Origin of the sequence: Algoriphagus ornithinivorans, from assembly GCF_900115305.1 — a bacterium.
In the GTDB taxonomy this organism is placed as follows: domain Bacteria; phylum Bacteroidota; class Bacteroidia; order Cytophagales; family Cyclobacteriaceae; genus Algoriphagus; species Algoriphagus ornithinivorans.
This window is the reverse complement of record NZ_FOVW01000001.1, coordinates 248,818-273,975: the sequence shown is the minus strand read 5'-3', so window position 1 is coordinate 273,975 and position 25,158 is coordinate 248,818. Positions and strand designations below refer to the sequence as shown.

Here is a 25,158-nt window from a genome sequence, read left to right as displayed (position 1 = left end):
ATTTCTATTTTAGTAGCCTCTATTTTGGTTAAGATTGGTATTACCATCTACTTCTCTTTGAGGAATTGGAGGTAAAATTCTAAAATCGTCAAATTGAACATTCACGTTAGGTGTCGTTTTAACGATAGCTCTTCCATATCTTTTTAAATCGAAGAAACGGTGACCTTCAAACGCAAACTCTTTGAATCTTTCCAATAAAATTTCGTCTAAAAGATCTGCACCTGACAAAGAAACTTCAGATAATCCTCTCAAATCTTTGAATGCATTTAATTCTGCTAAAGCTTCTGCTACATTTCCTAAATGGTAATTAGCTTCTGCTCTATTCAGATGCATCTCAGATTTTCTAATCACTGGAACGTTATCAGCATAAGCAAATCCACTTTTCGCCAAGAATTTGATACATTCAATTTGGCGTCCAGCATTTCTTACTGTATTTCCTGTGGTATACAAGAAGCCTCTGATATCATCATTTCGCGTTACATCCCAGTTATTGTTATTTGATGCTGGGTTGCCAGTTTGAATCTGAGTAAGACCAAAGAATCCTCTAACTCTCGCGTTTGGAATGAAATCACCCCATCCACCTTGAGCATTTTTATTATCTAGATTCAAAAGAGCCGTATAGGAGGATTGTAATGATTCATTTACTCCGATGGATTCTTCAGCCAAAGCGAATCTCACTTCAAACATAGATTCAGGGTTGATTGTGGCTCTCCATCCACTTACATAAGCCTCTCCGGATAATACGGTTCCTACGTTACTATCTAAAGCAAGCGTTGATTCCGCCACTGCTTTAGTCCAGTCCCCTTTATACAAAGCGACTCTAGATAAAAGTGCGGAAGCAGCCCCAGAAGAACCATATTGAACTCCTCTGGATGTCAATAGTCTTTTGGCATCTTCCAAATCAGCGTAAATCTGATTGTATACTTCATCGATTGTCGCTCTGGCCGGACTTCTATTAAAAGCTGCATCTGAAGTAATTACTCCTTCTGTAACCAATGGAATACCACCCTGATCAATTACACCAGGCTGATAAATTGCAGTTGGTATATAAGAGTAAACCTTTACCAAGTCAAAATAATAAAGAGCTCTCAAAAACTTTGCTTCGCCTTCCCAGCGATCTCTTTGAGCTTGAGAAGCACCTTCCACTCCCTGTAAACCAGCCAAAATCAAATTCGCTTCATTAATAGCAAAATATGAATTTTGCCAAAATCCAGCCTGAAAGTGAGCGTTTGGTTGATTATTATTTTCTCCAATTAATCGACCAGAATTACTTGTCGTTTGACCAACATCAGCCAATGCGTCGGAAAGCGCCAATAGATCACGACCGTAATTTCTTACAGATCTTAGTCTAGCATAGACTGAATTCAACGCTGCATCAACGGCATCAGGGGTATTCAAAGCCCCGTTAGCATCGATGGATTGTCTAGGATCAATCTCTAAGGCAGACTCACAGGATCCTAGCAGGAATAAACCTGAAAAGACAACTGAAAGAGCCAGTTTATTTATAAATTTCATTTTTTTCATTGATTTAGGTAATTAGAAGCCTATTTGTACACCTACGGTATAGTTTTTAGTCAATGGGATTTGACCTGTTCCAGCTCCAGTGAATTCAGGATCATAACCAGGATAATCTGTGTATGTCCAAAGGTTTAAGCCTTGAACATAAACTCTGGCTTTTGTTAATCCAATCTGGCTCACCAAAGATGACTTGAAAGTATAACCTAAAGTCAATTGAGACAGTCTGATAAAATCTGCCTTCAATAAGTTTGCAGACCCAGAGTTTCTTCCTGCACCTCTTGTTTCGTTTCCAGCATTAGTCGTTAAGTTTCTAGGAATGTCAGTGATCTGTCCTGGAGTAGTCCAAGCTCTATCATTGACTTCTCTTAATGCATTCAAGGTTAATCTTGTACCATTTTCTCTTAAGAAATTGTACTGACCGTCGGATACAATAGCGCCGTATTCATACGTGAAAAATGCGGTCAACTCAAATCCTTTATATGAAATTGAATTGTTTAGACCTCCGTAAATAGTTGCCAAATTTGATCCAAAATATTGTCTATCAGCAGCTAGTGGCAAATAAGTAATGTTGCCATTGATATCAAACCACATTGGTCGCCCGGTCGCAGGATTTACTCCAGCATACTTCGCTACAAACCAAGAACCAGGAGCAGTATCACCTACACCGGCAGGGTTACCAACAGGTTGGCCAACCGCAATACCAGGATTTGCCGGTAACGCTTCTAATCCGTCATAAAGGCTTATTACTTTATTCTCAATAGTGGTGAAATTGAAAGTAGTATTCCATCTAAATCCACCTCTATCAATATTTACAGTACTTAGCTCAAACTCGATACCTCTATTTTGCAATTCTCCAACATTATTGGCAATGTCACCAAAACCATTGGTCCAAAGAATCGGCTGATCTAACAAAAGATCCTTAGTTCTTCTGTCAAATACATCTATGGAACCAGTGATTCTATTATTCACGAATCCATAGTCTACACCAAAGTTTAAAGTCTGGTTAGTTTCCCAACCCAAGTTTAAATTAGCCAAGCTGCTTGGTCGAATACCAGCACTTCCCGAATAATTTCCAGCGCCTCCGTAAAGACCTCTTGCTGCAAAATTCCCGATCTGGTCATTTCCTGTAACCCCAAAAGATGCTCTAAGCTTCAATTCAGAAACCGCAGTTGATTCTTTTAGGAATTCTTCTTCAACCATACTCCAGCCCACTCGGATAGAAGGGAACACACCAAATCTATTATTTGCTCCAAACCTAGAAGAACCGTCGTATCGAGCAGTCACTGTTGCTAGGTACTTTTTCTTGTAATCATAGTTTGCTGAAGCAAAGCCAGAAATTCTTCTATATCCAGTCCAAAAACCTGTGATACTTTCTGGAGTAGCAGCTGACTGAATAGTTCTAAACTGGAAAGTAGGGAAACCAATTCCAGCTCCTGATAGGCCTTCTCTGGTTTCAGATAAAAACTCAAATCCCAAAATTGCAGACACATTGTGAACTCCGTTAAATGATTTATTCCAATTCAAAGTCTGAGTAGTAATAAATCTTGTTCTCCAGTCTTGCTGAACAGAAGCTCTACCTCTCACACCTGCTCCGTCTGGAGTTCGTGGATCTCTGTAAGACTCGCCTTGAAGTAATCTATAATCCAATCCATAAAGTGATCTAAAGGATAGATTATTCAAGATCTTATAGGTACCTACTAAGTTCCCCACAACAGCATTGTTACGCTGTAAACCAGAGTTATATTCATTAACTAATACAACGTTTTGTCCCAATACACCTCCAATAGAAGTATTAAATGTTCCATCTTCATTAAAGATTGGATTATGAGGCAAAACAGCAGAGGCTGAGAAAGCTGGGTTTCCTAAAAATGCTCCAGAAACCGCAAAAGGAATATTTTGTTGGAATGTAGATAAATTGACATTAGTCTCAATATTCAATCTGCTATTAGCCTGATGAGAGAGGGCAATTTTCACAGTTCCTCTTTCGAAATCCACAGGTTTAAAAGAAGACTCTTGATAGTTATAGGATCCAGAAAGGAAGAAAGTTGTTTTTTCATCTCCTCCTGAAACAGATAGCTCGTAATTTTGAAGGTTTCCTGTTCCCATAACAGCTCTTTGCCAATCAAAAGTTGGAAGGTCCAAACCAATTTGATCTAAATCTTGAGGCGTTAACTGTTGCCAATTGGATGGTAGGCGCCCCATGTTGTTCAAAGCATTCGCTTGTGGAAGAGTATTACCAGAATTGATATAAGCATCTCTTCTCATCTCATACCACTCAGCACCACCTAAAACATCTAAGTACCTTAAAGGCTGAGTCTGGCCACCAAAAGCATTAAATTCAAACCTGGCTTTTCCTTGTTTACCTTTTTTAGTGGTGATAATAACTACACCATTTGCAGCTTGAGAGCCATAGATAGCAGCAGAAGCAGCATCCTTCAAGATTTCCATGGATTCAATATCATTTGGATTAAGGAATGCCAATGGGTTAGACTGAGTAAATGCTGCATTAGATTGATTGTTCAACTGAACACCATCAACAATAAAAAGAGGCTCATTACCAGCGTTAATTGAACCTACACCTCGAATACGAATATTCACAGCACCACCAGGTAGGCCATTTGAAGACCTTACCTGCACACCTGATGCACGGCCCTGTAAAGCACGGTCAAATGATTGTAAAGGCAAATTTTGAATAGCCTCTCCTCTAACAGAAGAAACAGCACCGGTAACCTCTCTTTTTGGTTGAGTACCGTAACCTGTAACAATCACCTCTCCCAAGGCAGTTACATCAGATTGTAAAGTAACATCGATAACGCTCTTGTTACCAATCGAAACCTCCTGAGTCAAAAGACCCACAAAACTATAAACGAGCACATTACTCCCGGAAGGAACGTTGATTGAGTATTTGCCATCAATATCAGTAGCAACACCAATCTGAGTACCTTTCACGAGAATTGTCGCTCCTGGTACACCCATACCGTCCTCGGCAGAAGTAACTGTACCTGTGATCACACGACTTTGGGCAAATGCAATAGCACTTCCCAAAAATAGCATGAGTCCTAGAAGTAAAACTTTCCTCATATTAAGTTAGAATTTGGTTTAATTTAATATCAATGATATTCCGAAATATTCAATTAACAAAGCAGTATAATACAAAAGGTATAAATTTTCTTTAAGTTTAAAATACAATAATATTAATATATAATTTATTTTTTCAGAATTTTATTCTGCCAATATTAATTTTAATTCACTTAATTAATTTTTTACTATTATTTTTTACTTAAATCCAAATTAAATTTTTTTAACATTTTTATTAATTAGGACAAAATAAATACTAGTCAGTAATTTTTTTATAAATTATTAGCATAGGAAAAATTCAATTTTTTTTAAAAAAAAATACAATTAATTTATATGTATTGAACTATAGAAAGCAGTTTTACGAGTCCTTATTTATATATTATATAAAAAGTTTATACTGATTTATATATATCTATAATATATAAATAGACTTAAATGTATCTCTGGTAGATTATTAATTCAATAAATGAGATTTGTCCAAAATTTTATTTTGACCAAAATCCCTAAAAAATTAATTACCTTTTTCTCAGTTACAGTTGAAGTAATTAAAGAATATCAGTTCAAAATTTGACTCAGAATGGAAATAAGAATAATTTCATCAAACTTCCATTTTTACAATTTGGACTAGCGGGAATTCAAGGCATATAACCCAATATTTATTGTGTTTTTTAAAGCCAAATCAACCACTAACAAAAAAACCCGGACTTGCGTCCGGGTTTGAATTCATTTTAAATTATTTTTAAGCCTCTTGGTTCAGCTTCTGAAAAAAGATCACCATATGATCTTCCCTGCTTAAGTCAAGCTTATTATCCTTGATGATTTGCTTTGCCTCAGCCTGATCATCATCAGCCAGAGACTTCACAATATTATTAGTCCTGTTTCTAACCGAGTTCACCTCATTATTTGAATCAATCAGGTAGAAACTCTGCTCAAACACAAACATTCTTCCTGGAGTTGGAGAATAGCTATTCTTCGGCGGTGTTACCAAATCTGTCTGAAACTTTCTGACCAAGGTATACTTCTTTCCTTCTGCAATCACATTGACTAAATCGGTATCCTTAACTCCACTAATCATTCCATACCCTTTTTTAAACAGTAGCTTGGTAAGCATCCCTTCATTACTTCCATTCGCAATGATAATAGACGGACGTTCCAACATAGCATATTCAATATAGGCTTTGTTCAAATAGATTTTATTTCCAGCCTCATTGATCACCTCTAACTCATTTTCATAAATATTGAACTTATAAGCTACATTTTCCTTCAATCCTGCGTTGGAAAGTGAAATGTCTGCTCTTGCCCAATCTTCAAATAAATAAGGAGAGCCATCTATTTCTGAATAAGTGGAAAGACGGGCTGGTGAGCCGTTCAAATCCACATTGCTAATCTGCCCAAAAGACAGGTTTGATACGAGTAGTGCAACTACCACGAAAAACTTCTTCATTGTTTAATTACTTTTTTGTGTAAAGTTAAATTGTCGGTTTTTATTCTTAGTATGTATAGCCCGTTGTTGGCAGGAAGATTCATATCAACTTCCACGGACTCTGTATTTTTTCCTATTTCAATATTTCTGAATACTCTACCTGCCATATCCAGAATTGACAGGGTAATTGGTCCTGTATAGCCATTGGTGAATGTAACTGTCAGCTGATCCTCAGATGGAATTGGGCCAACGAAAATACCAAATCTGCTTAACTCTACTTCTTGGTCTGGAATGGCAGAAATAACCACCGGGTCAGAAACTCTATTACATGCTTCACCAAAAATCGCAACTTGATAGGATCCATCTCCTGAAGCTTCCAAAGATCGGTTTGTTGCACCAGCTATTTTTTCTCCATTCAAATACCACTGGTACGAGCTACCAGGCGTTTGGGAGGTGAGCGTTGTTCCATTTACTACAATCGCAGGCTTTTGAAGGGTGTTTTCACCTATTTGAATACTTCTTTCGAAAGTTGTCGAACCTTCCGCATTGGAAACGGTGAGCTTTATTAAGTATTCACCCGTATTGTCAAATACGAAAAACGGATTCTGCAAACTTGATTCTCCTAATCCGCCAAAATCCCATAAATAGGTAGAAATATTACCTTCACTTAGATTTTCAAAATTGACTGCCGCTCCGGCACAAGGAAAAGTGGATTTGAAGTTCGCGAATAACACTTCACCACAATTTTGCTGAAGCCATCCAGAGGAATTTGTAAGCTCTGCTCCTACTCCCAAATTAATAATTGCGTCACCTGACACATCGACATTAGATACAGAAATATGTTCGAAGCAATATTTTCTATAAATATCATGAATAATCTTCCCTTTACTCGAAGCTTGAATTCTTGCTTTTTGGGTCAGGGTTGCGGTAGAGGAGACACTATCCGTAATTACTAACTCTGAACTGATCCCTAAATTGATCACAGATGCAGGTCCTATCTTTAATTTACCGATTGTGAGTTGATCTTTATTCAAAATTATTTCTCCGCTGGAAGCACCAAGCTCATCTATTCCACCGCTGGAGATAGTCAGTTTACCGGAGCTTGCAAATAAAGATTTGACAGCTTGAGTTGCTAAATTATTGAAGATCCCCTCGGTTCCAGAGAAAACCGCATTAACTCCAGACTTGATAGTACCGGAGCTTTCCACAATGAAATCCTTTTTGAAAGTAAAGGTATCAAAGCTTCCTTTCAACTCCCCTGTACCTAGGATTGCAAATGAATTCACGCGAACCTGACTATAATCAAATTCCACTTTTGCATTATCGATAATAATATCATCCAATAACTCTCCAGATAACACTTTCCAATTACCTTCCAAGAAATTGATTTTAACATTTTCAAAGGAAGCCTGACTCAATTCAACCAGTTTAGGGTTGGAGTTGACAGCAGAGAAGTTAATTTCTCCATTTTTGATGGTCGTAATCTGATTACTGATTCGAAGGCCCCCGGAAGCGTCAATTTGATTTCCTTTTAAGTCTAGAGTTACAATCTGATTTCCAAAGAAATTAAGACTGAAGATATCTACATTGGAACCCAAAGAGACGGTAGTATTACCCGCATTTGAACCTTCAAAAACTACTCGGGTAGATGCTTTAGGAACCCTCCCCACTGCGGGACCGTCTACTGAAGTGGACCAATTTGCTCCGCTGTTCCAGTCACCTGAGGTGCCCCCGATCCAGTATAATGTTTCATCAGAACCATCAATCACTCCCGCTGTGAATACTAGAGAATATTGTTGAACATTGAATTTCAAATCTCCCTTATGAGAAATTCTCACTCTATATTTCTTTGCTTGTGGGGATTCAATATATACTTGCTCGACATTGTCCCGGAAATTATCTTTCGTTCTGTCTCCTCTAGCACCTGCTCTTTGGGATGGATCTAATGTCCATGGGAAAAATTCTTTTCCATCCTCATCAAATATTCTTAAGTCCAGATCATTGACCAACATCAGGTTAGTTGGATTATTGGCTGTTCCTGGAGGTGTTCCTGCTGGATCTGTCCAAGCAACAGTCGCACGAATAGGAGTCACTCCATCAGAAACAAATTCAAATTCCTGAACTTCTTGATTACCTAAAATTTCTTCTCTGATAAAAGAAGAGCTTCCATCTTCATTTAAAATAATTTTAGCAGCAGCATTCACATCTAACAAGCCCCAGCCGTACATATAGTCTGGTCCAGGAGCAGGACCTGCTTCTTTGGTAGTATGAATAGTCAAGGCTTTCAGTGCAGAAGAAAGCAAAAACCGACCAGAATTTCTATTGGAATATAATTGCTGCAATAAAAACATGGATCCGGTTGCATTAGGAGCTGCCATAGAAGTTCCACTTTGACTAGCATATCCATCTTGTCCTCCTGAATTGATCGAAGCGCTAAATACATTAACACCCATCGCTACCAAGTCTGGCTTTATTCGGCCGTCGTCAACTGGACCCCAAGAAGAAAAATTACTCATTTTGACATCTTCAGGAACAGTATAATTCAAAACCTGCTCGACAGCACCTATGGTAAAATTATTTTTTGCAACACCTTCCGGACCAATTGTATCGTCAGGTCCATCTGGATCCCTGGTTCCGTCCCCTACGTCATCTCTATCATTACCCGCTGACCAAACCACACTGTAGTAAGGTTTGGTAAATAATAATTCATCTATAGCCTGGCTTTTGGTGGAGTAAAATCCAAATCTCCAATCTCTTTTGGGATCAACACTAGGGTTACCAAACCAAGTCCAGCTACCATTACTAATTCTCCAGCCTAATACAATCCCATAGGAGTGGTTGGAAATTAACATTCCATTGGATTTTGTGTCAGGATCATAAGCATTGGCATTCATTTTCGAGATATCAGAGTCCCAGTTGAAAGACCAGCCAGTAGCTTCATAGGCCATGCCTTTTGCCTGTGCGTTTACACCTGAACCTAATACGGTACCAGTAACGTGCGTGGCATGTGTGCTTAATTGCTCTGAAGATCCATCTATTTGAGTAAGTCTATTACCAAACTCAACATGGTCAGGCTTGGGACGGGTTTGATCAAATATCCCAACAGTTAGTCCCTTTCCTGTCAAATTGAGTCCCAAACTTCCTCCAGGTTGTAATGAATTTGCGCCGGTCGTCTTTGCGGCATTTAGGTTCATGGGGGCATAAAATACTGGGAACCCAGACTCATCCAAATATTGAACCTTAGACTGAAATCCATCTTCCAGGTTTAAATTACCTTCTGAATTCAAAAAATTATATTTCTGACTCGACAAACTCCCAGAAAAGCTCAGTTTGTCTAAATGCTTTTGAAAGTCGGATTTCACTTGAATCCGTGCTTGTTCTAAAAGTCTTTTTTTATCCTCGGTATCTTGTGCATGGAGTGTTCCGCCCAACATCACAAGAGCAATTATCACTAATAATCTCATATCACGCCTCATTATAACATCAAACTGTTATTCAACTGCTTGGGTTTATAAATTTTAACAGGAAATAATTCAAAGAAGGTTCAATTTAATTCAATGCCAACTATTAATAATCCCGTTTATATAATTAAAAGCAAAAAAAAGGAGGGAAACCCTCCTTTTTTAATTTGAATCAAATTCTATTACTTTTTAACCAAAGTGGTTTTGCCGTCAATGTTATTATTTGGATCACTCCAATAAACTACAATTGTATTAGTAGCTGGGTCAAAAGAACCAACCTTAGGATCGACTCTTGGTGCAGAAATATTAAACTGTCTTTGACCAGGTCTTAAGAAAGTCAATACATTACAATTATCACCATAAATTGCCTGCTGAGTAGTGCTGAATCCAAAAGCTGCATATAATCCCGCAGAAATATCAGAAACAACATATTCTCCAACAGCACCAGAAACAGGAGTAACAGTTACATCTGAAGTAAATGTTCCGAATCTTGAATTACTGGTTGCAGTCCAAGTGTCAGCTGCTGTAGAGATTTTAGACTCACAAATCACATTGATGTTCAAGTTAAGATCACCATAGTTACTTGAAATTTCAGCACCTGTAGCAGATTGCATCACTAATTTCAAAACAGGTGATTCAGATGGATCAATGTTTCCAGTAAGGACAGTTACAGGAAAGGTTGCAACAAACTGTCCCGCAGGAATTGTTACAGTAGTTCCAGTAAAGTCCACATGAACGCCTTGAACAGCGGTTGAAGTTGGATCCACTGCAATATTAACGGTGATAGCACCACTAGCATTTGTTGATACTCTATTTACTTGAATATCGACTTGATCAGTTTGAGTTGCGTTTCTTCTAACTTTAGTTGTAGTGAATCCATTAGGAAGATTTCCGTCCTGAAATTCTACAACGTTTCCGTCAAAGAACACTTCGCGCCCCGGATCATCAAAGCAGGAAGTCATTGCCAATGAGGCGAATGCAACTGCGAATAAGATATATAACTTTTTCATAATTAGTTTTCTGTTTTTTAGTTATAACCAGGGTTCTGCTCCAACTGATCATTCAATTGAAGTTCAGCAGTAGGTAGCGGAGCAAGAAGTCTGTAATCGTTGTAAGGAATAACCTCGAAACGGTCTGCTTTAGTAATTGGCAATCCATTTCTCTTTAAGTCAAACCATCTGTGACCTTCCAATGCGAATTCTTGTCTTCTTTCCAACATGATCTGGTCGAACAAAGCTTGACCTGAAAGTCCAGCCTCAACTTCTCCCAACCCTCTTTTGGATCTTAAAGCATTCAAATCAGCTCTAGCACCTGCAGCATCATTTGTTCTATATCTTGCCTCAGCACGGATTAAGAACAATTCAGCAGCACGGATGATTGGAAGATTTTCCAAGAAATCACCTTTGTGGCCTAACCACTTAGCAGATCTATATACAGTACCAGAAGCACCTGATCTTGTGGTAGCAACCCAAGCATTTCTTCTTACATCCCCTTCTTCATAAGACTCGATCAATTCGTCTGTAGCTGTAGCAATAAACTGAGCACTGGCGAATACATTAGCAGTCAAAGAACAAACAGAATTGTTTACTCCGTCTACTGTAGACCAGTCATTGGAACGAATCTCTACTTCAAACAAAGACTCTGGATTTGGAGCAGTTGAGAATCCTGCGATGTAGTTCGCTGGAGTTGCAAGACCTGTTCCGTCATCAGCGATTCCGAAAGAAGCCATTGCAGCTGATGCAGAAGCAGCAGCTTCAGCGAATTTAGAGTCATATAAGTAAACTCTCGCCAACAAAGCCTGAGCAGAACCTCTACTTGCTCTGTAAACCGAAGCAGTACCTTTTGTCGCAGTAGGCAACAAGTTGATAGCAGCCTGCAAATCAGAGATGATCTGATCATAAATCTGACGGTTAGTTGCTCTAGCTCTGAAGTCAGCATTGGAAAAACCTAAGGTAGGCTCAGTTCTCAAAATAACTGCTTTATCCCAACCATTTACTTCTTTACCTGGCTCATAGCCATATACTCTTGCCAAATCGAAATAGAACAAGGCTCTCATAAAATGAGCTTCACCTTTTACTCTATTTTTCTTTGTAGCATCACCCGGAACATCATCAACCTGCGCCAAAACAATGTTAGCAGTGTTGATGCCGGACCAAAACTGGGTGGTCCAAAGGTTCATATGAGCTCTATCAGCATTTTGCTCCTGACCGATATATCTACCAGTATTAGCAATAATTCTCAAGTTATCAGCCATAATCTCCGGTGCGATCATCATCTGCTGTCCATATTGGTTGAATGCTCTCGCTACACCATAAGTGGAAAAGCCAAGTGCTTCCATTCCATCAACATCAGCGAAAGCAACTTCTGGAGTTAAGCTTTGTCTTGGTTGTGTTTCTAGATCAGTACAAGATGCCGCTACTAGAGCACCACCAAATACCATTATTCTAAATATATTTTTCATAGCTGTATTCAAATTAGAAGGTTAAGGTTAAACCTGCTGAGAACTGTCTTGCATTCGGGAAACGTCCAATTGATACAAATTCAGCAATACCCACAACTTCTGGATCTTGACCAGTGTACTTAGTAAATGTGGCCAAGTTCAAACCTTGAACGAAGGCACTTAAACCTTGCATACCGATTTTCTGTGCAGTAGCACTTGGAAGTACATAGTTCAATGTCACTTGCTTCAATCTTACATATCCACCATCACTCAAGAAACGAGTTGAGAAAGTATCAATGTTTGATGTTCCTGGAGCCTGACCACCCTCGTAAGGACGACCTACAGTAGTGATATCACCTGGCTGCTTCCAATAGCTCAACTGGTTAGTTCTTAAGTTACCAGTAGATGCTCCCCAATCTTCAAGGTTAAACATATCCTGGTTTCCAGCTAAGTTTCCAAATTGACCTTGGAAGAATACTTCCAAAGAAACCGGACCATAAGAGAAGGTATTTGATAAACCACCATAGCTAGTTGGCAATCCACTTCCGATGTATTGAAGAGTTGATTCACCTACAATGTAAGTATATCCACCATTCGCATCATCGTACATTGCTCTACCATTTGATGGATTAACACCCAAGAATCTATGAGTATACCAGAATGAAATTGGTCTTCCAACGATTAGGCTGTTTCCAATTCTATCCAGTCCGTCATATAATTCAGTTAATTCGTTCTCCAAGAAAGTGATGTTGAATCCCGTATTCCACTGGAATTTACCAGATACTACGTTCACAGTCTGCAAATCAATGTCGATACCTTGGTTTCTTACAGAACCAGTATTTCTAGTGATACCACCGAAACCTGAGTCAATTGGAAGAGGAGTGTTGAACAACAATGATTCAGAGTCTTTTCTCCAGAAGTCAACTGTACCGATCAATCTACCATTGAAAATAGTCCAGTCAACACCCAAGTTGATAGTCTTGGACTCTTCCCAAGTCAATAGATCGTTACCCAACTGAGAAAGACCTAAGGAACCTGAACCTAAATACTGTCCGGTGTTTCCAACTAGAGTTCTTGAAGCGAAGTTTGCGATGTCAGAGTTACCTGTGATACCGAAAGATGCTCTAACTCTTAAGTTGTCCAACCAAGTCAAATCTTGCATGAAAGACTCAGAAGAAACTCTCCATCCTACTGAAGCAGCACCAAATGTACCCCACTGGTTTTGAGCACCAAATCTAGAGTGACCGTCTCTTCTGATTGTGAATTCAGCATCGTATCTGTCATCGTAGTTATACTTCACGTTTCCAAATACACCGATTCTTTTGAATTCAGTAAAGAAACCTCCTACTGCGAAAGGAGTCGCTGCATTTTGAAGGTATCTTAAAGTTGGGTTAGCAAATCCACGACCAGTCGCTGTAGTTTCTTCAGACTGGAATCCTTTGTATTCATAACCAGCCAAACCAGTAATGGTATGTACATCACCGAATTTCTTGTTGAAATTCAAGTTGTGGTTAGTGTTGAAGTTATTGTTTCTTCTATCAGCATAGAAAGACTGACCACCAAAAGAGGAGAATACTGGAATAGTAGATGGTCTGTTGTTTTCGTCTCTGTTGTCAGAGAAGTCCAAACCAAAATATGATGTCCAGCTCAACCAAGGAGTGATCTGGTAATTCGCTTGTAAGTTAGAAACAGTCTGAACTGAAGTACCTCTTCTCAATTCTTCATAAACACCTTGTACGATGTTGTAACCGAAGTTATGGTTAGATGGATAATCAGCTTTGAATGAACCATCTTCATTGTAAATAGGCACATTTGGTCTCATAGTGAAACCAGCAGAGAACGGACCGTTTACGAAGTTACCGTTTGCAATAGTTCCCAAAGTTCTTTGGTATGCCAAAGAAAGGTTAGCCGCAACAGTCAACTTTTTGTTTGGTCTGTGAGTCACATTCAAACGACCAGTTGCTCTCTCATAGCTAGATTCTATAATTTGACCTTCTTGGTTAGTGTAAGATCCAGAAAGATAGAAGTTAGTCTTTTCATCACCTCCTGATACTGAAACGTCATATACAGAAAGTCTTCCTTGTCTGTACAACTCGTCTACCCAGTCATAAGACTGTAAGTTTGGATCTTCAGGGTTTCCATAAGTAGCAGCTGCATTTGCTGGATTCAATCCCGCATTTAGAAAAGCGTCACGCTTGATGGTTGCCAACTGAGTAGCATTCATCACTTCGTACAAGTTCAAAGGCTGAACAATACCTTCCTGAGCAGTGATTTTTGTTTTGGTAGTACCTTTTTTACCTTTTTTAGTGGTAATCAAAACTACACCGTTTGCTGCCTGAGCTCCATAGATAGAAGCAGCAGCCGCATCTTTCAATACCTCAATTGACTCGATGTCATTTGGGTTAATAGATGCTAATGCGTTTTGAGGTCCCTGACCAGACAAGGATCCTGAAGCCACCTGCACACCGTCAACGATATAAAGTGGATCATTTCCTGCGTTGATCGAACCTACACCTCGAATTCGAACGTTCAAAGTACCTCCTGGAGCACCAGAAGTTGAAGTTACCTGAACACCCGCAATACGACCCTGCATAGCACGGTCAAATGATTGAACAGGCAGGTTTTCGAAAACCTCACCTTTTACAGACGCAATTGCACCTGTAATTTCTCTTTTTGACTGATCACCGTATGATGTGATCACGAATTCAGAAAGAGCTTGAACATCTGGCTCCAAAGCTACATTGATAGTAGTTCTGTTTCCGATGCTCACTTCCTGCTGTCTTAAGCCTACAAAGCTAAAGACCAAAACATTGCTTCCGGCTGGAACGCTGATTGAATAATTACCATCCAAGTCGGTGGCAGTACCAATCGTAGTTCCCTTTACCAGAACAGTCGCTCCTGGTACTCCCAAGTTATCCTCGGTTGAGGTAACAGTACCAGTAATCACACGATTTTGGGCAAATGCTACTGCACTTCCCAAAAACAGCATGAGTCCTAGAAGTAAAACTTTCCTCATATTTGGTTTGATTATGGTTTAAAATAAGTTCAATGATATCCGATATCTTTGAATATCCCAAGAGCACTACCCATAAAAATTCGAATTGTTTATAAGAAAAACTACGTTCAAAATTTGATAAAAAAGACATTTTCAGAATTAATTTTGGAATAAATACTGTATGTGATATTTAATTCTGAATTAGACACATTATCTCAATGTTAACAAAAGTTAATTTTTAATACTAAATCTTAAATTTGTCTAAAAAATTTAAGAAAAAAAATACAATTCCAATTTTTATTGCCCTTTTTTAATTTTTTGCAAAATTATTTAGATATGAAATAAGGTTTATTAAATATTAAAAATTGCATATTATAATAAATGAAAAATATAGCTAATACAGTATTTTTAAGCTGATAAATAGTATTTGTTTTTTCTCGCTAATACAGAATTTTATTCTGCAATTACGAGCAAATCAACTTAGGCCTATACGATTCAAAAAATCACAAAACGCGTATAGTAATCCTCCTGTTTAAGGCTTGATTTTGAGAGTTTGTATTTGGAACCATCGGTTCTTTATCTCCTTTTCCTTCCACTAAAACCCTACCCGGATGCATACCATTTTGGATCAAATAATCTTGTACACTCTTAGCCCTTTGCAAGCTGAGTGTTTGATTGTATGCTGAAGAACCCACGTTGTCTGTATGACCTGTAACCATGATGTTTACATTGGGGTTTTCATTGAGAAACTTCACCAATCGCTTCAGGGAAGACATGGACTCTTGCTTCAGATTATATTTATCGAAATCAAAAAATACATTTTCAAATACAAACTCCTCACCTGAAGCTACCGGAGTCAATTGTACCTCCAAATCCTTTACATTCTGAAGTTTGTCTCTTTCTACATTATAAATCTTCGGCAGGTACCCTTTCTTCTCCACATAAAGACCAGAAATTGACTTTTCCGGGTAAAGCATCATAAACTCACCCGTTTTACCATCAGCTTTAAATTGATAAAGGGTGCTGTCATTCGTAAGAGAAACCAAAGAGAGGGTCGCATCTATTGGATCCCCTGTTTTAGAGTTAAATACTCTCCCGCCTGTGACAGTCAGATTTTCTCCTAAATATATATCCTTCGGGAATTTGAATCTATACAATAAGGACCGATCTCTCCCATTTTCTGAACTCGCTAGCTCCGTAAAGTAGGCATAGTCTTTTTGAGCAGTAATAAACAAGGCAACTTGATCTAGTTGATCATTGATAGGAAGACCTAGATTTTCCGGTTTGGTAAACTTCCCATCCTTTACTCTGGATAAGAATATGTCCATCCCTCCAAAACCCTGATGACCGTCGGAAGCAAAAAACAAGATTTCATTATTGAAAAACATAAAAGGTGAAATCTCATCCTTTGCTGTGTTGACAATTTCCCCAAGATTTTTGGCTTCTGCCCAACTCCCATCAGCTAATCTGACTGAATACCATATATCGTTTCCTCCATAGCCACCTTTTCTATTGGAAGAGAAAAACAGGATTCGACCATCGGCCGACAGGGATGGCTGGGAATCCCAGGACCTTGAATTCACCTTTTTACCCATATTTCTGGGCCTCTGCCAAGTTCCATTGACCTTATAGGCTACATATAAATCACAGCTGCCTTCAGAATCAGGCGCATCACATGAAGTGTAAATTAGAATATTTCCGTCTGCGGTTACCGAACAAGTTCCCTCATTGTATTGTGAGTTGATCGTAGAAGCAATACTCCTCGGAACAGACCATTCATCTGACTCGCTTAAAAAGGAGGTAAAAATATCTTCTTTATCATAATTGCCCGTACCATCTCTTTTGGTAAAAAGAATCTGCTTCCCATCCGCAGTTAAGACAGGAAAGTATTGCAATTGAAATTGGTTTAGAGGAGCCTCGAGTTTTTCCTTTTCTATGGACATTGATTTTCCCAATTGAGTTTTGAGAAATTCCATCTGGGTTTTCATATCCTTATAGTAGACATGAGAGCGAAAGGAATCATCCAATAAAGGATCTATGGCTTCAAACTGCTTGTAGGCTTTTTCGAATTCTCCTTTTTGTAAATAAATGTTGGAGAAAACCCAGCCAATGTCAGCACTGTGCTTAGGCGTTGCATTTTTCCCACTTAACCTAGATCTTCCCGACTCAGCTACTCTTTCAGCCTCTTCCAAATTCCCCATGGTAATCAAGAGCTGGGACATTTTGACGTAGGCTTCCAAAAAAGATGCCTCTCGATTGATCGCATCCTTGAATTTTTCTAAGGCAGCATCATATCTCCTTTCCAAAATTAGCTGCTCTCCTTCCTTGTAAAAACGAATTGCCCGCCCATCAATAATGGAAAAATCCTGTGCAAATGCATGGGAAGTCAATAACAAAAGAAGAATTCCTACTAAAACAGGGCGCATGAACTTATGGAATATCCATAAATTTATGAGTTTGTAGGGAAATATTCCAAGTTGGATGATTTTTCACATAGTTTATGATCTCAGAAGTGAATTTTTCGGCCTTACTCCACTCTGGTTGTAGCCTTAACTCGCAACTTTTATTCACCAATGCAGCATGTTCTTCTGCAAATTTGAAATCACTTTGATGAAAAATTACCACTTTCAGTTCATCGGCCTCTGAATAAATGGATGGGTGAGGCTTCTTAAATTTCTTAGGAGAAAAACATACCCAGTCAAAATCTCCTGAAAAAGGATGCGCCCCTGATGTCTCAATATTGGTAGTAAAGCCATTTTCTTTCAAAAGACGGGTCAAAGGATCTAAATCATACATCAATGGCTCTCCTCCGGTAATCACCACTAATCTTCCGGGATATTTTACAGCCTCTTCTACTATTTCTTCAATAGCTAATATCGGCCATTTCCCTGCTTCCCATGATTCCTTAACATCGCACCAAACGCAGCCCACATCACAACCTCCCAGTCTGATAAAATATGCGGGTGTTCCGGTAAATCGTCCTTCTCCTTGGATAGTGTAAAAAGCTTCCATGACTGGAAGCTGTAGGCCTGAGGCCACTAATTCTTGAGTAGTCATTTGAATTTTTGGTAAAGCGGGTGATTCGACCGCTGGTGAATTATCTCACAAAGGTATAGCTAAGTTTTGAATATGATGGAGAAGACTACTAAAATTCAATCTTTGAACCATCCAGTTTTTTCATCATCACAATCCTGAAATCTTCCACGTCCCCTTTTCTAAAAAAATCTACTATCTGAAAACCTCTTTTAAAAGCGAAATTGATCATGTCTGAAAAGCGGTTTCTTGTTTTGAAATACACGGTATCAAACCCTTTTTCAAGAGCCCATTTTTCCTGATAATCTGCCAAAGATTCAGCGATTCTCATTTTTCTAAACTCTGGCTTCACTCCTCCCATCCAGGAATAAAATATTTTTGGAGTCTCTCCCTCGTAGCCAATTTTGAATCCTAATAGTTCCCCTTCCAATTCTGCTACCAAGGCTAAATAAGACTTATTAGCCAATCTATTTTTATAAAAATCCAATGAGACCTCACCCTGAAATTCTGGTATCTCACGATGAACCGAAAGAATTTCTTCCAATGAGGCCTCACGAATTACTATCGAATGATGTTCTGAATCCATGGATTATCAGCTAATTACACTATTAAATTAGCATTTTTTCAAAACATATTTTCAATCAATAGCTGGGATTTGTTATTTCTCAGATAAGAAATTTCTCAGTCTCTCTTCACTGTAGGGTACTTAACACCTAATTGCTCCAGATAAGTATCAAATTTGGTCTCGTCGTAATAAAACTTTTGCAACTCAGGCTTGAAACGATTCATGATTTCTGTATTCAGATAAATTGGAGGAGCATCATCAGCAGTAATCATCGGCTTGTATTGAGTCTCCTTTGTCTGGACATTTTTAAAATAATCCCAAGCTTGATCCACCAATTCTGGCTTAAGAAGGAAATCCAAAATAGTCATTGCCTCAGCTTTTGCCCCTTGAGTCACCCCTTTGTGAGCAATCGGCGTAGCCATAGCTATGGCATTACTCCAATGATGTCCTTGAAGTCCCGGAATATTGGATGGAAATCTCAATGTAACAGTAGGCACCACCCATGACACATCCCCAATATCATCTGAACCACCAGAAACAGGTTGGGTCACAGGTAAACCCAAAGTATCCAGCTTTGTAGGCAATCCATTTTCTCTGGAGGATCCAACTTCTTCCTGAACAGCCTTAGCCAGCATTTGATCCTCCTCTGACCATTGAGGCAATCCTACTTTCAAAATATTTTGGTACATCTGTTCTGCAATCACCTTATTGAAATGCCTCGGCCAAGCAGTACCCAAAATCTTACTGCTAACTTCCGTTTCAGTCATCAATGCGGCACCCTCAGCCATTTTATTAGCCGTTTCATACATTTCCATAATTCCTTCATAAGTCACATCGCGGAAATAGTACCAAATAGAAGCCTTGGAAGGCACTACATTAGGTTGATCTCCTCCATCCGTAAAAATGGAATGAGATCTTTTTAAAGGATGTAAATGCTCTCTTTTGTAATTCCAACCAATATTCATCAATTCGGCTGCATCCAAGGCACTTCTGCCTCTCCAAGGAGAGCCGGCAGAATGAGCTGCTTCACCTGAAAAAGTATATTCCACAGAGATTAATCCAGTACCTGAGGATTGTCCCCAACTTACTCCCAAATTATTGCCAACGTGTGTGAAAATACATAGGTCTACATTATCAAATAAGCCATCTCTGGTATACCAAGCTTTGGCTGCAACCAGCTCTTCAGCAATTCCGGGCCATAAGATTAAAGTTCCTCCAATTTTTTCACGCTCCATGATTTTCTTCACCGCCAGAGCAGCAGTAATATTTAAAGGAATTCCTGCATTGTGTCCCTCTCCATGGCCTGGAGCCCCCTCCACCATGGGCTTATGATAAGCTACTCCGGGGAATTGAGAGGCTTTTGGAATACAGTCTACGTCTGAACCCAAGGCGATAACCGGGCCTTCCCCATTTTTCCATGTTGCAAACCAAGCAGTAGGTATCCCACTCACTCCTTTTTCTATGGTAAATCCATTTTCTTCCAAAATACTGGTTAAGTATTTGGACGATTCCACTTCATGAAAGCCTAATTCGGCAAAACTGAAAATCTTATCCACCATTACTTGGCTCATTTTATGATTTTCCTGTACCAATTGGCTTACTTCAGCTTTAAGGGCATCGATTTGTTTTTGAGAATATTTCTTTTGTGCAAAAGTTATCTGGCTGCAAAAGATCAATGCAGCGGACATTATCAATAATTTACTTTTCATCTGTTTTTAATTTGTTTTTTAGAGGTCAGATGGAATGCCCAGGATAATCATCTCCCTGTGTGAGATTTTTCCTCATGGGCATTTCATAAGGTTGATGGTTAGCTTGCTGAAATTAATAAAAACAGGAAACTCTCTATCAAAAAATTGACGGATGGAAAATGATAAGTGCAAGAGGAATTAGAAAATTGATTACCAAACCCGCCTGAATTTTCTATTTTTGCAGGCGTTTAGCTAAAAAATCAAGAAATAATTAATCATGGCGGAGTATAATTTCAGGGAAATAGAGCAGAAGTGGCAAGGCTTCTGGAAAGAAAAAGGAACCTTTCATGCAGAAGTCGATCCCAATCGTCCCAAATTCTATTCTCTGGATATGTTTCCTTATCCTTCAGGTGCAGGCTTGCATGTAGGCCATCCATTGGGTTACATCGCTTCAGACATTGTCAGCAGATTTAAGATGCTGAAAGGATTCAATGTCCTGCATCCTATGGGCTATGATTCTTTCGGATTACCAGCCGAACAATATGCAATCCAAACAGGTCAACATCCGGCTATCACAACCGAGCAGAACATCGCCCGATATACCGAACAGCTAAAAAATATTGGCTTCGCTTTTGACTGGGAAAGAGAATTTCGTACTTCTGATCCATCCTATTACAAATGGACTCAGTGGATTTTTATGCAGCTTTTCAATAGCTATTATGATCTGAAAGCTGATAAAGCACTTTCTATTGATTCTTTGATATCCCAATTTGAAAAAGAAGGAAACACCCAGGTATCTGCTGTATGCGATGAGGATACTCCTACTTTTTCAGCTTCTGATTGGGCTGCTTTTTCAGAAAAAGAGAAACAAGAAGTTCTGCTTAAATACAGACTAACATTCTTGGCAGAGACTACCGTCAACTGGTGTCCTGCTTTAGGAACCGTACTTTCAAATGATGAAGTAAAGGATGGTTTTTCTGAAAGGGGCGGTCACCCCGTAGAGCGAAAAAAGATGATGCAGTGGTCCATGCGAATCACTGCTTATGCAGATAGATTATTGCAGGGATTGGAGAAAGTAGACTGGGCAGAACCCATCAAAGAAATGCAAAGAAATTGGATTGGAAAATCCATCGGTGCGGAAGTGCTTTTTCAAGTCAAAGGATCTGATCATCAAATCAAGGTTTTTACAACCCGCGTAGATACCATTTATGGGGTAACTTATTTGGCTTTGGCACCTGAATCTGATTTGGCAGCTGAGCTGATTACTGAAGATCAGCGCGAAACTGCTGAAGCCTATATTCAAGTAGCAAAAAATCGCTCTGAGCGAGAGCGAATGAGTGATGTCAAAACTATATCAGGTGCCTTTACGGGTTCCTATGCTATCAACCCTTTCAATGGAGAAGAAATCCAAATTTGGGTGGCAGACTATGTTTTGGCAGGTTATGGAACGGGCGCTGTCATGGCAGTACCTGCTCATGATGAGCGAGATTACAACTTCGCTAAGCATTTTGGCTTGGAAATCCGTCAAGTAATTGAGGGTTCCATGGAAAACGGATCTTTCCCCGGAAAAGGAGGCTTGATTATCAATTCTGGATTCATTTCTGGATTGTATATGAAAGATGCTATGGAAAAAGCCATCGCCTTTTTGGAAGAAAAAGGAATCGGAAAAGGAAAAATCCAATACAGAATGCGGGATGCAATTTTTACCCGTCAACGCTATTGGGGAGAGCCACTTCCTGTTTATTTCAAAGACGGACTTCCCTACTTAATTGATGAAAAGGACCTTCCTTTAGTTCTGCCTGAAGTAGATAAGTATTTACCAACAGAAGATGGAGAGCCGCCTTTGGGTAGAGCCAAAGATTGGACTTATAAAACCGCAGATGGAGAATATCCGCTAGAGCTTTCGACCATGCCTGGTTGGGCTGGCTCAAGCTGGTATTTTTTCCGATACATGGACCCAAAAAATGATGCGGTTTTTGCTGATAAAAGCAAGACTGACTATTGGGGATCAGTAGACCTGTATATAGGAGGATCAGAGCATGCCACAGGACACCTTTTGTATTCAAGATTCTGGACCAAGTTCTTGTTTGATTTAGGGGTAGTAAGCATAGACGAACCCTTCCAGAAAATGATTAACCAAGGGATGATTCAAGGTAGATCCAATTTTGTTTACAGGTTGAAAGGAAGCAATACTTTTGTTTCCCATGGATTGAAGGATCAATATGACACATCAGCCATGCATGTGGATGTCAATATTGTACATAATGACCAATTAAACTTGGATAAATTCAAGGCCTGGAGGCCAGATTTGGCAGATGCTGAGTTTATCTTGGAAGACGGCAAATACCTCTGCGGAGCTGAAGTGGAGAAAATGTCCAAATCCAAGTACAATGTGGTCAACCCGGATGATATCATTGAGCGTTATGGAGCCGATACCTTAAGGCTGTATGAGATGTTCTTGGGGCCTTTAGAGCAGTTCAAGCCTTGGAATACCAACGGTATTGACGGGGTATTTAAGTTCTTGAGAAAACTCTGGAACCTTTACCACAATGGAAAAGGCGAATTTGAAGTGTCTGATGCAAAAGCCAGTAAGGAAGAGCTGAAAACCTTGCACAAAACCATCAAGAAGATGGAAGAGGATATGGCTAATTTCTCCTTTAACACTTCCGTATCCAGCTTCATGATCTGTGTCAATGAATTGACATCACTGAAATGCAATAAGCGTGAAATATTAGAACCTTTGGATATTTTGGTTTCGCCGTACGCTCCTCACATTGCCGAGGAACTCTGGTCATTACTAGGTCATGCTGGATCGATTACCGAAGCCAATTTCCCTGAGTTTAAAGAGGAGTTTTTGGTTGAAAGCAGCTTTGAATATCCTGTAATGATCAATGGAAAGATGCGTGCCAAGATCAACCTATCTTTAGACCTCAGCAAAGAAGCTATTGAAAAAGAGGCTTTGGCGGATGAGACAATTCAAAAATGGCTGGATGGTAAAACCCCGAAAAAGATCATCGTTGTTCCTGGTAAGATTGTGAATTTGGTGATCTAAGTCGCCATAAACACTAAATAAAAGGACTCAAAATCTAAATTTGAGTCTTTTTTTGTTTAAACGTAATAAGACTATATTTGATTAATGGAGCTTTTAGAAGCAAATATCGAAGCCATTATAAACCTTTGTCAAAAACACAAAGTAGCAAAGCTTTATGCTTTTGGCTCGGCTCTTAATTCAGGTTTCAATGAAGAAAGTGATGTGGATTTTTTGGTAGAGTTTGAGAGACATGATATTTCGGATTTTGCTAGCAACTATTTCGAATTGCAATTCGCATTAGAAGACCTTCTTGAGAGAGAAGTTGATTTAATTGAATATGACGCTATCCGAAATCCATATTTTAGAGATGAGGTGGATGAAACCAAAGAATTGATCTATGGATAGAAAAATAAAAACCTACCTTTTTGACATTCTTACTTGTATTGAGGAGGTAGAACAATTTTTTGAAGGAAAAGTAGTGACTTTAGAATCCTTGTTAGAAGATACAAAAACTATTCGAGCAGTAGAGCGAGAGTTAGAAATCATCGGTGAAGCGACGAAAAAACTTATTAAAATATCGCCTTCAATTGCCATTTCGGATACAAGGAAAATAATCAGTGCTAGAAATTATATTGCCCATGAATATGGAGCAATAACTTATGAGACTATAGTAAAGGTCATCAATGAGAACTTTCCAGTCTTAAAGAAAGAAGTCAAAAAACTTTTGGAGGAAAAATGATCATTTACACTTTTCCTGTCCACACAGCTTTTATAGACCGTGACTTGGAGATGATCAGTCCAAATTCCCGAATCAAAGCCTTGGAATTTACTCAAAGCCCAATTAAACTCCCCTTCTACTTCATCATTCAGTTTTTTCAATTGTTATGGTTTTTACCAAAAACCAGTAAGTATTTATGCTTTTTCGGTGGATATCATTCTGTACTACCCGTATGGTTTGGGAAAATATTTGGGAAAAGATGCATCATTCAGGCAGGAGGAATGGATTGTATTAACATGCCTGAAATAGGTTATGGTAATTTTAGAAAAAAGTGGTTAAGAAAGGCTACAACTTATTCCTTTAAAAACTGCTCGCTGATTTTGCCAGTAGCTGAAGCATTGGTTAGGCAAGACTATAGCTACGATTCTAAAATAGGCCCCAAACAAGGCCTATTGAACCTGATTCCAGATCTTCAGACCCCCATTCAAGTGATCCCGAATGGTTTCAACACCGAATGTTGGAGGGACTTTGGGAAAACAAGAGAACCTTTCAGCTTTATTTCAGTAGCTACAGGCACTTCCAATCCTTCTCGAGCAATTGTCAAAGGCTATGATTTGATAGAAGAACTAGCCAAAAATCATCCAGAATGGAGCTTCACTTTAATTGGAGACTCAAAATACAATAGTTCATTGCCCAATATCAAGGTCTTTGGCAAAATGAAAGCACAAGACCTGCTAGAAGCCTTCAACACCCATCGATATTACCTTCAATTATCCACTTCTGAAGGATTTCCCAACTCGCTGGGAGAAGCCATGGCATGTGGCTGCGTACCCATAGGCAGCGCAGTAGGTGCAATTCCAGAAATTATTGATTTTACCGGCTTGGTTTTGCCAAAAAAAGACTTGACCTTGCTGGAAGACCTACTTTCTCAATTTTTACAGGAAGACCCAAAAGAAAAATCTATTCTTGCGCGTAAGAGAATTCTAGATTTTTTCAGCTATCAACTACGGCAAGAAAAACTTACCAAGGCCTTAATTGTCATAAAGCCTGGTGACTTGAATCACTGATAGTGAATTGGAGATTATGCAAATTTAAGAATGAATGGAGATGATTATCTCTTCAGGAGAGTTTTTCAAAATTCATTGGATTAAAGGGTTATCTATGTAAAGACCTTCTCGAAATATTTGAGAAGGTTTTTCTTTTTAACC

At 39.0% G+C, this 25,158-nt stretch carries 15 protein-coding genes; 4 read left to right on the top strand and 11 right to left on the bottom strand.

Annotated features, from left to right (window positions below; translation table 11 throughout):
• Positions 1-9 precede the first annotated feature (9 nt).
• From BM073_RS01200 to BM073_RS01150, 11 genes are all read right to left on the bottom strand, one after another.
• Positions 10-1,515, bottom strand: a complete 1,506-nt coding sequence (locus tag BM073_RS01200; RefSeq protein WP_245756338.1) for a RagB/SusD family nutrient uptake outer membrane protein — start codon at positions 1,513-1,515, stop codon at positions 10-12.
• Between the two features lie 21 nt (positions 1,516-1,536).
• The gene (locus tag BM073_RS01195; protein WP_091649142.1) at positions 1,537-4,599 is read right to left on the bottom strand and encodes a SusC/RagA family TonB-linked outer membrane protein; all 3,063 of its coding nucleotides are present in this window, start codon (positions 4,597-4,599) and stop codon (positions 1,537-1,539) included.
• Between the two features lie 736 nt (positions 4,600-5,335).
• Positions 5,336-6,040, bottom strand: a complete 705-nt coding sequence (locus tag BM073_RS01190; protein ID WP_091649139.1) for a hypothetical protein — start codon at positions 6,038-6,040, stop codon at positions 5,336-5,338.
• Positions 6,037-9,483 carry a S8 family serine peptidase gene (locus BM073_RS01185; RefSeq protein WP_175557821.1) on the bottom strand — a complete coding sequence of 1,149 codons (3,447 nt, stop codon included), beginning with the start codon at positions 9,481-9,483 and terminating at the stop codon, positions 6,037-6,039. The genes BM073_RS01190 and BM073_RS01185 overlap by 4 nt, the downstream gene beginning before the upstream one ends.
• Before the next feature lie 179 nt (positions 9,484-9,662).
• The gene (locus BM073_RS01180; RefSeq protein WP_091649135.1) at positions 9,663-10,490 is read right to left on the bottom strand and encodes a hypothetical protein; all 828 of its coding nucleotides are present in this window, start codon (positions 10,488-10,490) and stop codon (positions 9,663-9,665) included.
• A 17-nt stretch (positions 10,491-10,507) separates the two neighbouring features.
• On the bottom strand, positions 10,508-11,941 hold the full coding sequence (locus tag BM073_RS01175) for a RagB/SusD family nutrient uptake outer membrane protein (protein WP_091649132.1): 1,434 nt from the start codon (positions 11,939-11,941) through the stop codon (positions 10,508-10,510).
• A 13-nt stretch (positions 11,942-11,954) separates the two neighbouring features.
• A complete protein-coding gene (locus tag BM073_RS01170; RefSeq protein WP_091649130.1) occupies positions 11,955-14,936 on the bottom strand; it encodes a SusC/RagA family TonB-linked outer membrane protein in 2,982 nt (993 codons plus the stop codon).
• 482 nt (positions 14,937-15,418) lie between these two features.
• Entirely contained in the window at positions 15,419-17,341 is a 1,923-nt protein-coding gene (locus BM073_RS01165) for an OmpA family protein (protein WP_091649127.1), read from the bottom strand.
• 4 nt (positions 17,342-17,345) lie between these two features.
• Positions 17,346-17,972, bottom strand: coding sequence for a 7-carboxy-7-deazaguanine synthase QueE (locus tag BM073_RS01160; protein ID WP_091649124.1), 627 nt, complete (start codon positions 17,970-17,972; stop codon positions 17,346-17,348).
• 88 nt (positions 17,973-18,060) lie between these two features.
• Entirely contained in the window at positions 18,061-18,534 is a 474-nt protein-coding gene (locus BM073_RS01155) for a GNAT family N-acetyltransferase (RefSeq protein ID WP_091649120.1), read from the bottom strand.
• A 95-nt stretch (positions 18,535-18,629) separates the two neighbouring features.
• The gene (locus BM073_RS01150; RefSeq protein ID WP_091649117.1) at positions 18,630-20,222 is read right to left on the bottom strand and encodes an amidohydrolase; all 1,593 of its coding nucleotides are present in this window, start codon (positions 20,220-20,222) and stop codon (positions 18,630-18,632) included.
• A 256-nt stretch (positions 20,223-20,478) separates the two neighbouring features.
• On the opposite strand from BM073_RS01150, the gene leuS reads away from it, so the two are divergent.
• From leuS to BM073_RS01130, 4 genes are all read left to right on the top strand, one after another.
• Positions 20,479-23,253 carry a leucine--tRNA ligase gene (leuS, locus tag BM073_RS01145; RefSeq protein WP_091649115.1) on the top strand — a complete coding sequence of 925 codons (2,775 nt, stop codon included), beginning with the start codon at positions 20,479-20,481 and terminating at the stop codon, positions 23,251-23,253.
• Between the two features lie 84 nt (positions 23,254-23,337).
• A complete protein-coding gene (locus tag BM073_RS01140) occupies positions 23,338-23,637 on the top strand; it encodes a nucleotidyltransferase family protein (protein WP_091649112.1) in 300 nt (99 codons plus the stop codon).
• A complete protein-coding gene (locus tag BM073_RS01135) occupies positions 23,630-23,971 on the top strand; it encodes a HepT-like ribonuclease domain-containing protein (protein WP_091649109.1) in 342 nt (113 codons plus the stop codon). The genes BM073_RS01140 and BM073_RS01135 overlap by 8 nt, the downstream gene beginning before the upstream one ends.
• Complete coding sequence (locus BM073_RS01130; RefSeq protein WP_091649107.1) at positions 23,968-25,017, top strand: glycosyltransferase family 4 protein; 1,050 nt, start codon at positions 23,968-23,970, stop codon at positions 25,015-25,017. Before BM073_RS01135 ends, BM073_RS01130 begins: the two co-directional genes overlap by 4 nt.
• The last annotated feature ends 141 nt before the right edge of the window (positions 25,018-25,158 follow it).

What these genes read in the sequence shown, in the direction of transcription:
- BM073_RS01185 (WP_175557821.1), bottom strand. Translation starts at nt 9,483, where the DNA reads ATGAGATTATTAGTGATAATTGCTCTTGTGATGTTGGGCGGAACACTC.
- BM073_RS01165 (WP_091649127.1), bottom strand. Translation starts at nt 17,341, where the DNA reads ATGCGCCCTGTTTTAGTAGGAATTCTTCTTTTGTTATTGACTTCCCAT.
- leuS (WP_091649115.1), top strand. Translation starts at nt 20,479, where the DNA reads ATGGCGGAGTATAATTTCAGGGAAATAGAGCAGAAGTGGCAAGGCTTC.
- BM073_RS01130 (WP_091649107.1), top strand. Translation starts at nt 23,968, where the DNA reads ATGATCATTTACACTTTTCCTGTCCACACAGCTTTTATAGACCGTGAC.
- BM073_RS01150 (WP_091649117.1), bottom strand. Translation starts at nt 20,222, where the DNA reads ATGAAAAGTAAATTATTGATAATGTCCGCTGCATTGATCTTTTGCAGC.
- BM073_RS01190 (WP_091649139.1), bottom strand. Translation starts at nt 6,040, where the DNA reads ATGAAGAAGTTTTTCGTGGTAGTTGCACTACTCGTATCAAACCTGTCT.
- BM073_RS01200 (WP_245756338.1), bottom strand. Translation starts at nt 1,515, where the DNA reads ATGAAATTTATAAATAAACTGGCTCTTTCAGTTGTCTTTTCAGGTTTA.
- BM073_RS01155 (WP_091649120.1), bottom strand. Translation starts at nt 18,534, where the DNA reads ATGGATTCAGAACATCATTCGATAGTAATTCGTGAGGCCTCATTGGAA.
- BM073_RS01195 (WP_091649142.1), bottom strand. Translation starts at nt 4,599, where the DNA reads ATGAGGAAAGTTTTACTTCTAGGACTCATGCTATTTTTGGGAAGTGCT.
- BM073_RS01180 (WP_091649135.1), bottom strand. Translation starts at nt 10,490, where the DNA reads ATGAAAAAGTTATATATCTTATTCGCAGTTGCATTCGCCTCATTGGCA.
- BM073_RS01175 (WP_091649132.1), bottom strand. Translation starts at nt 11,941, where the DNA reads ATGAAAAATATATTTAGAATAATGGTATTTGGTGGTGCTCTAGTAGCG.
- BM073_RS01135 (WP_091649109.1), top strand. Translation starts at nt 23,630, where the DNA reads ATGGATAGAAAAATAAAAACCTACCTTTTTGACATTCTTACTTGTATT.
- BM073_RS01160 (WP_091649124.1), bottom strand. Translation starts at nt 17,972, where the DNA reads ATGACTACTCAAGAATTAGTGGCCTCAGGCCTACAGCTTCCAGTCATG.
- BM073_RS01140 (WP_091649112.1), top strand. Translation starts at nt 23,338, where the DNA reads ATGGAGCTTTTAGAAGCAAATATCGAAGCCATTATAAACCTTTGTCAA.
- BM073_RS01170 (WP_091649130.1), bottom strand. Translation starts at nt 14,936, where the DNA reads ATGAGGAAAGTTTTACTTCTAGGACTCATGCTGTTTTTGGGAAGTGCA.